12 protein-coding genes are annotated in these 13332 nt (G+C 45.5%); 4 read left to right on the top strand and 8 right to left on the bottom strand.

Annotation, left to right across the window (positions count from 1 at the left end; genetic code table 11):
• Positions 1-113: 113 nt before the first annotated feature.
• The 4 genes from lpoB to hinT form a co-directional block, all read right to left on the bottom strand.
• Complete coding sequence (gene lpoB / locus KI743_RS00365) at positions 114-704, bottom strand: penicillin-binding protein activator LpoB (protein WP_032549502.1); 591 nt, start codon at positions 702-704, stop codon at positions 114-116.
• Between the two features lie 98 nt (positions 705-802).
• Positions 803-1186, bottom strand: coding sequence for a YcfL family protein (locus KI743_RS00360; RefSeq protein WP_150871742.1), 384 nt, complete (start codon positions 1184-1186; stop codon positions 803-805).
• The gene (locus KI743_RS00355) at positions 1186-2511 is read right to left on the bottom strand and encodes a COG3014 family protein (protein WP_373417773.1); all 1326 of its coding nucleotides are present in this window, start codon (positions 2509-2511) and stop codon (positions 1186-1188) included. Before KI743_RS00355 ends, KI743_RS00360 begins: the two co-directional genes overlap by 1 nt.
• 148 nt (positions 2512-2659) lie before the next feature.
• Positions 2660-3010, bottom strand: coding sequence for a purine nucleoside phosphoramidase (gene hinT, locus KI743_RS00350; RefSeq protein WP_150871736.1), 351 nt, complete (start codon positions 3008-3010; stop codon positions 2660-2662).
• A gap of 278 nt (positions 3011-3288) precedes the next feature.
• On the opposite strand from hinT, the gene KI743_RS00345 reads away from it, so the two are divergent.
• Both KI743_RS00345 and KI743_RS00340 read left to right on the top strand, forming a co-directional pair.
• Complete coding sequence (locus KI743_RS00345; protein ID WP_032549506.1) at positions 3289-5280, top strand: methyl-accepting chemotaxis protein; 1992 nt, start codon at positions 3289-3291, stop codon at positions 5278-5280.
• 182 nt (positions 5281-5462) lie between these two features.
• Positions 5463-6629 carry a DUF1887 family protein gene (locus KI743_RS00340; protein WP_285464123.1) on the top strand — a complete coding sequence of 389 codons (1167 nt, stop codon included), beginning with the start codon at positions 5463-5465 and terminating at the stop codon, positions 6627-6629.
• Positions 6630-6821: 192 nt separating this feature from the next.
• On the opposite strand, the gene udp is transcribed toward KI743_RS00340, so the two are convergent.
• The 4 genes from udp to KI743_RS00320 all read right to left on the bottom strand — a co-directional run bounded on the left by udp (position 6822) and on the right by KI743_RS00320 (position 12326).
• The gene (gene udp / locus KI743_RS00335; RefSeq protein ID WP_032549508.1) at positions 6822-7580 is read right to left on the bottom strand and encodes a uridine phosphorylase; all 759 of its coding nucleotides are present in this window, start codon (positions 7578-7580) and stop codon (positions 6822-6824) included.
• A 295-nt stretch (positions 7581-7875) separates the two neighbouring features.
• A complete protein-coding gene (locus tag KI743_RS00330) occupies positions 7876-10200 on the bottom strand; it encodes a zinc/cadmium/mercury/lead-transporting ATPase (RefSeq protein WP_285464122.1) in 2325 nt (774 codons plus the stop codon).
• Between the two features lie 130 nt (positions 10201-10330).
• Entirely contained in the window at positions 10331-11791 is a 1461-nt protein-coding gene (locus KI743_RS00325) for an MATE family efflux transporter (RefSeq protein WP_285464120.1), read from the bottom strand.
• A 118-nt stretch (positions 11792-11909) separates the two neighbouring features.
• Positions 11910-12326: a CBS domain-containing protein gene (locus tag KI743_RS00320; protein ID WP_032549511.1), complete on the bottom strand. Its 417-nt coding sequence runs from the start codon at positions 12324-12326 to the stop codon at positions 11910-11912.
• 277 nt (positions 12327-12603) lie between these two features.
• Here KI743_RS00320 and KI743_RS00315 point away from each other — a divergent pair, with 277 nt between their 5' ends.
• Both KI743_RS00315 and KI743_RS00310 read left to right on the top strand, forming a co-directional pair.
• Positions 12604-12840 carry a hypothetical protein gene (locus KI743_RS00315; protein WP_285464117.1) on the top strand — a complete coding sequence of 79 codons (237 nt, stop codon included), beginning with the start codon at positions 12604-12606 and terminating at the stop codon, positions 12838-12840.
• 179 nt (positions 12841-13019) lie between these two features.
• Complete coding sequence (locus KI743_RS00310) at positions 13020-13289, top strand: hypothetical protein (RefSeq protein ID WP_285464116.1); 270 nt, start codon at positions 13020-13022, stop codon at positions 13287-13289.
• Positions 13290-13332: the final 43 nt, after the last annotated feature.

Below are 13332 nucleotides of genomic sequence, written 5' to 3'. Positions count from 1 at the left end.
TCTCCCTATAAAAAAGACACCAACGTTACCGCCAGTGTCTTTTATTCTCACTCAGTCCAAGTGTAGCCTAAAGAGCCGTGCACAATGCAACACTCTATATGGCTACTGCTTGATTACAGACCCAGTAGGCTCTTAGATTTTTGCTTACGGATTTCTGTTTCATCTGCCCATTCGATTAGACCAGACTCAAGATCCATTAAACGCATTGTCATTTTGTAGTAAACGTCTTGGTCACTACCGTCGTTCTTAACGATGCTTGATAGGTTGCCGTAAAGCATGTATTGAGCGCCAACCATCTTACCGAACTGAATCGCTGAGCTTTGGTTGACAAGCTCGTCGTTGTTCTGGAAGTTCAGTTGTTCACGAACTGACTCAACGCGGTCCATGTCAACGAAACGGAACTTGCCTGAGTTCAACATCTTAGTACTGATCGTATCTGTGATAGATTCAGTATCGATGTGCTCGCTGGTTTTGTTCTTAATACGCTCTACAAACACGATCGGACGCTGATCACGGGTGATGTAAGAAACCGAACCAGAAGCCATCATGCTATCAACCATTTCGCCAGCAATCGTTTGAAGGTCCGTAGAACCGAAATCGATGGTTGTGGTCTCTACAGCTTGCGCATCACCATAACTTACTTTGTTTGAACAACCGCCTAGAATTACAGCCAATCCTAATAGCGCAATGACACTCTTTTTCATTTTATTTCCTCACATATCGGAGCAGAACAGCGCCCTACTCATAAATTTGGTTGGCTTAGCTGACCAGTAACAGTCGTGCTCAGCTTAACCGATAAATATTACTGTTCCCGAAACTGCACGCGGAATTGTGTCGCTTTCGGGTTCACTGAAATCTCTGACAAGGTGATGGTCTCGAAACCGCGGACAATGGCTTGCTTCCAAGGCCCTTGCTTCAAGTTCACTTCAAGGCCGGCATCGTCGTACCAGTAGAATCGATACAGGATGTTTTGGTCACCCTTGTAGTCGCTCGTCAGACGTACAAGTCCTCGGGTATGACCATCAACTTGATCGGTTCTAACGTCATCGACTAACAGTCGACTACCCAGTACCTTGTCACCAAAAAATACGTTTTGCGTTAGGCCATCAACACGTACACCTGCTGTGTTCTCCGCACAACCGGCCAAGGCTGCAACAGCCGCTAAGCTCACTAACCACTTTTTCATTACAGCCTCCCTAGCTGCTTGTGCCACATGGTGGCGTTATTCCCTTGGCGAGAAACCCAAACTAATGTGGTTTGCCCATCTCGCACATCAAACTGATACGACTTGCCGCCCGCTTCTAGCGTGTAGTTGCCAGAAGTCGCCACATAGGTACTGCTCTTCACCTGAGCAGGTAGCGACTGCCAACTGCGAGTATCAGGTTGTTCAGTCAGCGTATTCCAAACATTGAACAACAAGTTACCGACATCATCGCCTTTAGTAGCTTCTTTACGAATTCGGTCTTTCGCGACTACTCGCAGTGCTTGGCGAATAACAATACCCGGCAGACGCTCAGATAAATCGTTCTGTGCCATTGCATCTACATCAGTCAACAAACTGCCATTGAGCGAAGTACCATTGATACGAATCGACGTAAATCTTTCATTTGGCTGCTTTGAATAGTATGGCAGAGCTAGAGAATATATGGCGCCTTGGTCACGACTGTCATAAACCGGTAAATCTAGACGCCAGCTGTCCATTGCTTGTACAACGCTCTGCTCATCTAAGACGATCACTCTCCCTTCGCCAGATTTAAGAGACGCTGGCATCGAGTAACGTTTTTTCAACTTCACCAAATCTTCACGCATGCCTAGGCGTTGAGCCACCAGCATAGTGCGCTCAATAACCTGTTGATTGTCAGGCATAACCGCCAAGGCACGTCGATAATCAACATACGCACTGTTGAGGTCATTGGACGCTTCATAAAGCAGACCAGACAAGAACATCAAATAGGCATTTTGTACCGATTGCAGCTTTTTACCTGCATCCGGGTAGTTCGAGAGAATGCTACCAACGTTAGCCGAAAGGCCTTGGGAGCGGGCATCATTTGCTGCTTGCTGCAGTTCCGCTTCTCGTTGCTTCTTGGCTTGCTCTTGAACTTGGTTAGCTCGACGCATCTCAACCAATGCGCCCTCTAAATCATTCTGTTTGAGATAGTTCAGCCCAAGATAAAGATGAAGAAAGCCTAATTCATAGTCGGCTGGGGTATATTCGGTAATATTGTCATTAACTGCTAATGCACCAACGCTCGCCGCGCTGTCCGTCACCGATACCACGGCTTTATCTTGCTGAACTCTTACGGCTTGGTCTGCTTGTTCAAACCAAGACTTACTCTCTGCGTATTGTTGGTCTAGTAAATATACGCGGCCTTTTTCAAGGTTATCCAAAATGTCGCCAGCGGCATAATCAGGTAATTCTTGCTGCGCTTCTGAGTAGTCACCCGCTCTTAAGGCTTGATACACACTCTCGTTTTGAGCGCTGTAGTGACTAAACAAGTTGCCCGCAGACATGCTTGCACACCCAACGGTCAATGCCGACATCATCGCGACTGAAACGAACTTGACGTACTGTTTCAAAGATTAACTCCTGCCTATCTATACCAACCAACGCTTTGGACTACAGTTCTTGCAGAAAGTTGGTATAGAAAGTCATTTTTTATTAGCTCATTAATAGTGGGCCAAGAGGGCGCCCACCTACAAGGTGCATATGAATATGATAAACTTCTTGGCCACCGTGAGAGTTACAATTCACAATCAGTCGGTAACCATCTTCTGCAATACCCTCTTCTTTCGCCAGCTTACGAGCAACCGTAAATAGACGTCCCATCATCGCTTCATCTTCCGCTTCAACGTCATTCGCTGTTGGGATCAGCTTATTTGGAATAATCAGGATATGACTTGGCGCACGAGGATTAATGTCACGAAACGCGGTAACTAGATCGTCCTGGTAAAGAAGGTCTGCTGGAATCTCTTTATTAATTATTTTGCTAAAAATGGTTTCTTCAGCCATGTTTTTCTCCAATAAAACATTTACTTCTAAGAGCTTTGAGTATGCGTCAAGCCACTAGAAACCTCAATCAACCTGAGCTAAAGCATAATAAAAAACAGTGTTCAAATCAAAGAAAACCCTATCAAGCGCAAAAGAATGTTATGTCGCCTATTGCTGACAGCTATTTTTGACGGGTGCGTCATAAAATGTGTTACTGGAACTCAATAGAATGCTGACACTTTTGTTACTTTGTTTTGGACCGGATTTTCGGTCTGTATTTATTTTTAGGGAGAATGGCCATGAAAGGCTCAGTGATAAAACGCATGTATGCGGGCTTCGCACTGATCATCATCATGTTTGCAATTACGATTACAATCATGATGAGCAGCATGAATCAGATACACAGTAATTTCGAAAGCGTCTCAAAATCTTCGCTGCCTCTTGTTACTCTCTCTAATCAAACCAGTGTGCAGCTACTCTCTGCAGACAAATCCTTCAAAGATTACCTCACTACACAGAATCAAGAGCGCATGACAGCAATGCGCAGTGAATTTGCTCAATCACAACAAGCATTTTCTTCTGTACTTAATGAACTTGAAGTAGCTAGCGCGACAAATCCTGTACTTGTAGAGCGTGTTGAACAGCTAAAACAACTCGAAGAGCGCTATTTCTCTGAAGCAGAAGAAGCGATGAACAACTACGTCGCGATGTTTGAAGCACAAGAGCAAGTACAAAAAGCATCACGCGAATTCCAACGCCTACACTCAGAGTTAACAGTTGGGATGAAAGAGTATGTTGCCGATCAGAAAAGCATCTCTGTGAAAGTAATGGCGAAAAGCTACTTCATTAAGCTGAAAGACGCAGAGGTGATCACCTCTGATGCTCTAGCAAGCTCAGATGTAGAGTTAGTTCAAAGCGCAGTAAACAAAAACAAAAAAGCGGTAACACACCTCAACTACGCATACCGTGGTTTAACGACTCAATTGCCTGAGCTAAAAGGCGCGTTCGATGAGTCGGTACAAAAGTTCACCAAAGACGTTGGTCAGAAAGGCGGTGTACTTGATAAACACAATAACTACCTGCAAGCGAAGAAGGCACTCTACATCAACATCGCTAACCTAGCGGTAGACGTTGACCAAGCAATGGCCGTTCTGGACTCATTCAACGTCACGGCGGGTGAACAGCTTAATAGCTCACTGGCAGATGCCGGTGAAGTCTACGACCAAGGCCTAATGAAAGCCATCGCGATTGGTGTTGTGGTGACTGTATTCGCAGCAGCGATTGGCTATCACATTGCACACAGTGTGCGCGAACCTTTAACTCGCATCCTGCATGCTCTTGAAGGGCTAACACAGGGTGATATGACTAAGCGTATCGACATTCGTTACGACAACGAATTTAGCCGCGTAAGTCGTCATATCAACACTCTTGCCGATAACCTACATAATATTCTAGTTAAGCTAAATGAAGCATCTGATGAGCTAACTGAAACCGCAAGCATCAACCAGAAGACCTCTTCTACAACGCAAGGTCAGCTCAGCAATCAGCGCGAACAGACTGCTAATGTGGCAACCGCAATGACAGAGATGTCACATTCGGTGCAAGAAGTCGCAAGCAGCGCGCAGAGCTCATTAACCATGGTTCAGCAAGTCGAATCCGCATCTGAATCTGGTCGTCAAATCATGAACACCAACATCAGCACCATCAATCAACTAGAGACTCGCCTCAATGAGTCGGTTGTCGCTGTGGGTGAACTTCAACAGATGAGCAGCCAGATTGGCTCAATCCTAGATGTAATTCGTGGTATCGCAGAACAAACCAACCTACTTGCACTTAATGCCGCTATCGAGGCTGCACGTGCGGGTGAGCAAGGCCGCGGCTTCGCTGTGGTAGCGGACGAGGTTCGCGTTCTTGCTCAGAAGACCACGCAATCTACCTCTGAGATTGAAACTATGATCAGCAATCTACAGTCGAGCTCAAAGACAGCAGGTAACGTGATTGAGAGCTGTATGAATGATATGGAGATGTCGGTTGAGCAGGCTTCCAATGCCAATAGTGCGATGGAAGAAATCCAAGCGCTTATCCTAGAGATCAGCCACATGAGTACACATATTTCTCAGGCGGCAGCAGAACAAAGTGAGACATCGAGCGACATTGCGCGAAACATTGAAGACATCAACCACATTGCGGATGCAAGTTATCAAGCGATGTCATCAATCGCTCAAGCGAGTGAGAACCTTACTATTCTTGCTAACCAACAAGGAGATTTGGTGCACCAATTCAAACTTTAGGTCCACTTTAAAGCGAATAAAGGTAAGACTTTGCTCGCACCAAATCGTTAACTGACTGAACAAGGGTAACTTTTATCAAAGGTTACCCTTGTTTTTTTAAGGCTTTGTCATTATATGAGTATTATGGCTTGCTGCTTTCCGTTACGATCCCATTTTGAGCGAGCCAATATTAAGGAATTTATATGGCTGTTCACGTTGGCATTATTGATCAAGACCCCATTAGGTTGATTACCCCGTTATTGGATAATCGAACCGTCAGTTCTCACATTGTTTTTATCGGTGACAAGACTCAAGAAGGCATGTATCTGCGCCTTCACTCAGTACTCCAAAAGCGCGACATTACCAGTGAGTTCTTTGAAATCCCTACCATCGTCAACACCTCTGTTATTAAAGAATCAATTCAAAACTTAGCCGAAGATCTCAAGGCACGTGGTCAAGAAGTCAAGCTGAACGCAAGTTGTGGTTTAAGACACCGCTTGCTTTCTGTTTACGAAGTATTCCGCACTTACCATTGGCCGATTTTCGTGGTTGAACCAAACAGCGACAAACTGTGTTGGTTATACCCAAATGGCAAAGAAGACGCCCAAGTACAAGACCGCATCACCATTGATGACTACCTAACCGTGTTTGGTGCTCGCGGTGAATTTAATGATTTCGAATTGCCACCACAGCTGGATCAGAAACTCTATGAATTGGGTGAGCGCTGGGCGAGTAATGCCCTTGAATTGGGGCCAGGTCTAGCAACGCTAAATTACTTAGCAACAACGTGTCGTAAAGAGCAGAAACTGGATGTTGAGCTTTCAGAGAAGCAACAAGGCTATCGCGAGCTGAATATGCTGCTTACCGACCTCGTTGAAGCAAAGATTGCGGCATACCAAGACGGTATTTTGACCTTTGCCAACGAAGATGCGCGTCGTTTCTCGAACGGTGAGTGGCTAGAAACACTGGTGCACAGCACGGTGAAACAGATTCAAGACGACATGCCAACCATTCAAGACCGCTCGTTGAACGTTCAGGTTTATCGCCAACTTGGTGAGCGTGAAGTACGTAATGAGCTGGATGTTGCATCAGTAGTAAACAACAAACTGCACATCATCGAATGTAAGACCAAGGGTATGCGTGACGATGGTGATGACACCTTATACAAGCTGGAATCGCTGCGTGACCTACTAGGTGGCCTTCAGGCGCGAGCTATGCTGGTTAGCTTCCGTCCACTACGCCATAACGACATCACTCGTGCAGAGGATTTAGGGTTAGCTTTGATTGGCCCTGATGAGTTGAAAGACCTTAAGACACATCTAACGTCTTGGTTTGCGGCGGCAGGCGGTCACGAAGACCTAGAGTACTAAGCAAGTAAGCACTAAGCTATCAAAGACTTACTTCTCATACATTAAAGGCGCATCATGCGCCTTTTTATTTGTCTTAAATTTCACTAAGACGCTGATCAACAAATACAAAAAAGCCACACCAGTAAGTGCAGCTTTTGAGGATTTAAATCAAGCTATCTTGGATGATAACTGAATTAAGCAGTATCGACGCGATTAAAGCATTTTACGCGCAGCTTCTACAACCACTTTGATCGAGCGTGCTTCTGTCTCTTTTAGAGTATCGTGATCTGGGATCTCTTTCTGTGTACGGTTGATAATAACGCCCGCTACACAACCTGCTTTCAGGCCAGAACTTGCACACATAGTTAGCAGTGTTGCAGATTCCATTTCGAAGTTAAGAACGCCCATGTCTTGCCACTCTTGCATAGAACCTTGGAAACGCTTAACAACGCGACCAGAGAACGTGTCGTAACGCTCTTGACCTGGGTAGAACGTATCACTTGATGCTGTAACACCAGTGTGAACCGTTGCGCCAGACTCTTCTACTGCCGCTTTCATTGCTGTTGCGATTTCGAAGTCAGCTACTGCTGGGAACTCCATTGGAGCAAAGTGTAGGCTTGCACCGTCTAGACGAACAGAACCCGTTGTTACAATCATGTCACCCACGTTTACATGAGGTTGGATTGCACCAGTTGTACCCACACGTAGGAAAGTGCGTACACCTAGTTGTGCTAGCTCTTCTACAGCGATAGATGTAGATGGACCACCAATACCAGTAGAACAAACAACCACAGGCTTACCGTCTAGCTCAGCGCGGTACAGCGTGTACTCACGGTGGCTTGCTAGAAATACTGGGTTTTCCATTTCGTCAGCAATTTTTTGTACACGTGCTGGATCACCTGGGATGATCGCTAGTGTTGCACCTTGAAGATCAGCTTCAGTAATACCTAAGTGGAAAACAGCTTGAGACATAGTTTGCTCCTTGTGGCTTATTGAGTGTTCATCACCCTTATCTAAGCGCATTATAAGTTTGTGGGGTACGTGTTTACTCTAACCAAGCTATTCACAAAATGAAGTGACAAACATCACACCTCTCCACGCAACATACACTCAAGTTTCACGAAAAACCGATTGGCATCACACTTTTACCGTAATCGACCAGCTTCGTTGCATAATAATGACGAAAAAAACGCCTCTAGTTCATAAAACGCAAATAAAACAACATGCGCTTAATAAACCAGAGGCGTCCTGTAACTAATTAGACGCCCTAATCAGCTTTTGACTTAAATCTTAGTAGTCTTAAAGCATTAAGTGTCACAAGCGCGGTTGCGCCACTATCGGCAAGCACGGCTACCCATAAGCCAGTAATACCAAACAGGCTCGTCACCAAGAAGACACCTTTTAACCCCAACGCCAAAGCGACGTTCTGACGAATGTTTCTCATGGTTGCCTGTGACAGCTCAATCATAGCTGGCAATTCAGTTAGACGATTGTGAGTCAGTGCCGAGTCTGCGGTTTCCAAAGCGACATCGGTGCCGCCTCCCATAGCAATACCTACGTTGGCAGTTTTCATTGCTGGCGCGTCATTAATACCATCACCCACCATAGCGACATGAGAACGGCGAGTAAGCTCTTCAACGTAACTCACTTTATCCGCGGGCAATAGGCTTGCTTTGTACTGCATACCAACCACAGAGCTGATTGCCTCGGCACTACGAGGATTATCGCCCGTCAACATAATCGACTCAACGCCCAACTGGCTTAAGCGCTCTACTGCAGCTTTGGCGTCACTGCGCAAAGTATCTTGCCACGCAATCAAACCAATGACGGTCTGTGGAAGCTCTACTGCGACTACCACCGTCTTGCCTTGCATTTCAAGCGAAGCAACCTGTTCTTGTACTGAAGAATCGAGAGAAAATGTCACTTTCGATGGCGAAAGCACCTGATAAGTACGCCCGTCGATGTCACCTTCAACGCCACTACCGATAAGGGCACGTTTGTTGTCAGATTCAGGAATATCAATCCCCATCTCTTTAACTTTATTGACAAGAGACAGTGCTAATGGATGACTTGAGCCAACTTCAATCGCACCAACCACACGCAATAGCTGTTGCTCATTCCAATCTTGCAACGGTGTCACGTCAGTAACTTGTGGTTTGCCCTCGGTCAGTGTGCCGGTTTTATCAAACGCAATGGTTTCAACCTTACCTAACTGCTCTAGCGCTGCACCACCTTTAATCAAGGCACCACGTTTCGCCGCCGCAGCCAACCCAGACGTAATCGCAGCGGGTGTTGAGATAACCAACGCACATGGACACGCAATCAACAGTAGTGCTAGACCACGGTAGACCCAAGTTTCCCAAGGTTGAGCAAACAAGCTCGGCGGGATCACAATCACCATCAATGCCACAAACATCATTAGCGGCGTATACCAACGGCTAAATTTATCTAGGAATCGTTCTAGTGGTGCTTTGCGTGATTCTGCTTCTTCAATCAAATGAAGAATTCGGTCTATCGCATTCTCACCTTGTTTAGAAGTGATCGTGATACGTACAACCTTATCGACCACAACCGCACCCGCCATGATGGCGTTGCCTTTTACATGTTCAACAGGGACAGATTCACCAGTGAGTGCGCTCTCATCGAAGCTAGCGGCGTAAGTGATCAATTGACCGTCTGCTGGCAGTCGAGCACCAGGAGAGACTTCAATAACATCGCCAGGCTTAAGTTCCGTCACTGCAACTTCAACACGTTCTCCATCAACAATTTGAGTGGCATTTTCAGGCACCAACGCCATCAATGCTTGTACACCACTGCGTGCACGGGATGAAGCAAACGCCTCTAAACGTTCACCGATTAAGAACAACAAAAGAACCATGGCTGCTTCTACTGTTTCCCCCAAATACAGGGCACCTAAAGCAGCAACACTCATCAAGGTTTCGATGGCAAAAGGAGTACCAGAACGAGCCAGTTTCACCGCTTGTTTTGCGACTGGGTAAAGTCCAAGTAAACAGGTGACAATGAACAATCGCTCACTTAAAACAGGGCTGAAATCTTTGATTAGGGTCGCGAATAACATCGCTGCGGCAATCGCGATGATTTGGAGGTTTGGCTGAATGTATGATTGCCAGAACGTCGCTGGCTCTTGCTTTTTCTTAGCGCCAACTTCACTTAAACTAAAGCCTACTTTTTGAACGGCGGTTTCAATGGTTTCTGTGAGTTCAACTTGATCGTATTTCACGACCAGTTTTTCCGTCGCAAACAGAACCTTGGCTTCAATAACACCAGGAATAGAAGAAACGGCTTTTTCTACTTTTCGTGCACAGGCTGGGCAGTCCATACCTGAAACGAGCCAGCTTTTAGTGAGCTTGCTTTTTAGTTCGACAACTGAGGACAGCCGGTCTTCTTCTCCACTGTCTGAACCACAACAACTATCGCCGCCAGCAGAGGGCTCAGCTGTTGCACAGCACGAAGATGAGCTGGTAGAAGCAGCAGTAATGCTAGTGATTTTAGGGCTACCGCAGCTTGAAGCTACAGGTTTGTTTTGAATATCCGCTTTGGTTGAGCGGCACGCGGCATGTTTTGCACACATAATAAATTCTCCTTAATACTCGACTGCTGAAGGGGTTCCTAGTTGAGATAGGCGAAATACCCCTCCAGTACACCCGAAGTATAAACCTTGGAGTCACCTCCAGGGTCAAGGAGAAATAACAAGAAATTGTTTAAGATTTTGCGTCGCTCAGCTCTTCTCGGTTAGCAGAGACGTCATCAATTAATACCGCGTCATGAGAACAGAAAGGTTGGGTATTCAAACTCACCATTGATACATCCTCCTGTTCCACTTCAACTTCAGCGCCTTTCATTAGCTCTGCAATATGGGAACGCAACACGAGAACACCCAGTACACCAAACACCACATTCCCTAGCGCTTGGCCATACAGAACACCAAGAGCACCATACCATTGAGAGCCAAGGTAAACGAAAGGCAGAGTTCCGAGCGTCGCTTTACCTAGGTTTAACGCCGTTGAATAGAGAGGTTTGCCCAAATTGTTGAACGATGTATTCGCAACAAACAGAGCACCATTAAAGGTAAAGGTGATCGCAACGTAGCTACAGAATGCCGCAACAATGATCGAGGCATCGCCTTGTAGGCTGAACATCGAAATAACGAAGTCTTGTAGGAAGTAAAGCAAGATGCAAACGGCAATGGTATACGCGGTTGTAACAAGCAGGGAATTGTTGAGCGTTTCCTTCACTCTATCCATACGCTCGGCACCGAAGTTCTGACCAATGATAGGACCAACAGCACCAGACAGCGCAAAAATTACGGCAAAACAGACTGGTGTTAAACGACCAATTACTGCAAACCCTGCAACAAAGTCTTCGCCATATTGCGCGATACCCGTTGTCACAATTGCGTTACCAATTGGCGTTGCGGTGTTGGTGATTATGGCTGGCAAAGCAATGGCAAGAATAGGACGAAGGTTGAAACGCCAATGAGCGATTGATGGCTTCGCTACTAAGTCGTGGCTACGAATGAGAGGATAAAGAGAGAAATACAACACGGTAAAGCGAGCAATGACTGAGGCCAATGCTGCCCCTTCAATATTCCAACCAAATCCAAATATAAACAGCGGATCGAGAATCGCATTCACGATCCCCCCCGACAGTGTCGCCCACATAGAGCGCTTCGCATCACCAGCCGCTCTCAGTCCAGCACCCGCCGCCATCGCCAAAGCTAAAAATGGACCGCTAGGAAGTAGAATCTGCAAATAGGCTTGTGCTCTTTCTGCTGCGAGTCCTTGTGCACCAATAGCATCCAACAGTTCGGGAATATGAATATACATTGCCGCTGTTACGAGTGAACTGATCGCAAACGCCGTCATCATGATACTGACACTAAGCTGTTTCGCGTGATCTCTATCTTTGGCGCCAATGGCTTTGGAAACTAAAGCGCCCATTGCAATCGAGGTACCGATTGAAACAGAGGTTGAGAAAAACGTTAGCGTCCCAGCGAAACCAACAGCCGCAGCCAATTCTACCTGCCCCAACATACTGATAAACAGCATATCGAGAAGGTCGACCACAAACAGAGCCATCAAACCAACAGAGCCTGCTCCAGACATCACTAAAATGTGGCGCATTGTTGAACCTTCGACAAACTTGGCCGTTTGATTTGACATGAATCGTCTCCGTGGTTAAAAGCGTGAATGCAATAAGATTTCTACAAATAACAAAAGGCGCTAGTGCGCCTTTTATAAATTTAAATTAATCGGAAAAATAATCATTTCGAACAAAGAATTATACAGGATGTTGGAAGCAATCATCTAAGTTTTTACCAATTGCCCTCAAAACATCAGTACGCGTTATCATGCCAACGAGTCTTTCATTATCGATAACAGGGTATGCTTTTGGCTTACCAACTTTCATCAAGTCTGCCAGTTCGATAATCGAAAGTTCTGGAGATACCGAAAGCACTTCAGGGTGCATGCAATCTCCGACAGTGTGTGTGTCTTGACAGAAGTAGCTCACCTTAACCAACTTTTCTAACAAATCCTGTTCTGAAAGGAAGCCTATCACCTTCTCACTTTCATCAATCACGGGACCACCCATATGGTGACTGCGCATTACTTTGTCTAGCGCGAGACTTAACGGCATATCAGGAGTGAACGTCACAACCTGTAGCGTCATGTAATCTTTCACTTTAATCGAATTCATCGCTTTCTCCCTAAAAACTCTTAGCCACGTCTTATGTCGTACCTATATGTTAATTGTTGTCTAAAATCTTGATTTTACTAAATGGATTTCAACAATTTTATTGATAGGCAAAAACTAATTTATAAGAAATGTGAGGTGGCATAAGGGCTGAGGCACATAAAGCGAGTTGTAATAAACGTCAGCCATATCCTTACAAGCCATTACTTTTCGATACTTTTTTGTAATTCGAGATCCTGTAATCTTGCTTGCACACCAGTTTTTAGCCGATAAAAGACGTATGCAATATCACCAAGCTCTCTATGCTTTTGTCTATGCCGACAAAGACGGTATCGATAAAACCCTCGTTGGCCACTTCAATGAAAAAGAGCGCCCATTGATGTCTAACTGCAGTGAAGAGATCACCAAAATGTCTTACGCTGCCATCGAAATCGCAGCCAAACGCGAACTAAAAATCAGACTCGTTAAATATCAAAAAGAGCATGAAATTGACTTTAGCCGTTTCGTAGAATCTTGATCAGCAGTCAGTTGTATCGAAAAGCGAAGCCGCAAACTCACTCAAGTGATATAGCTTCTCGGCTATGCCAGAGTCAAAGTTGAAATAAGAGTAGAAATTGAAACAAAGGGCAAGTTTTCGTATCTTAGACGGAGATACAGACACATCTGACTATTTCGACCATTCAACCTCGGCGCATTATGGCTTCCAAACTCCTTACTTCGATTAAATCATTCTTCAACGAAGTCTTAGACTTTCAATCTCGCATCTGGGTTATCCATATCGTAGAAGAAGCGATCACAGATCAGTCTTTCGTCATCAACGAAGATAGCTTCAAAGAACCTTTAGAATGGATGAAAAACCGCGGATATAGCGAGAACATGCTCGAACGCGTCGATAAGATGGGAATCTCTCAAATCATTGAATTGCAGCTGGGTGACACTTCACATCGCTTGATGCGAGTAAAGTAATCGCACATAAAAAAGGCCAGCACCGCTGACCTTAATGATTTTA

The sequence above is a fragment of the Vibrio sp. D420a genome (genome assembly GCF_030248625.1).
In the GTDB taxonomy this organism is placed as follows: Bacteria; Pseudomonadota; Gammaproteobacteria; order Enterobacterales; family Vibrionaceae; genus Vibrio; species Vibrio fortis_A.
The sequence above is the reverse complement of the archived record's forward strand: the minus strand, read 5'-3'. Positions and strand labels throughout refer to the sequence as shown.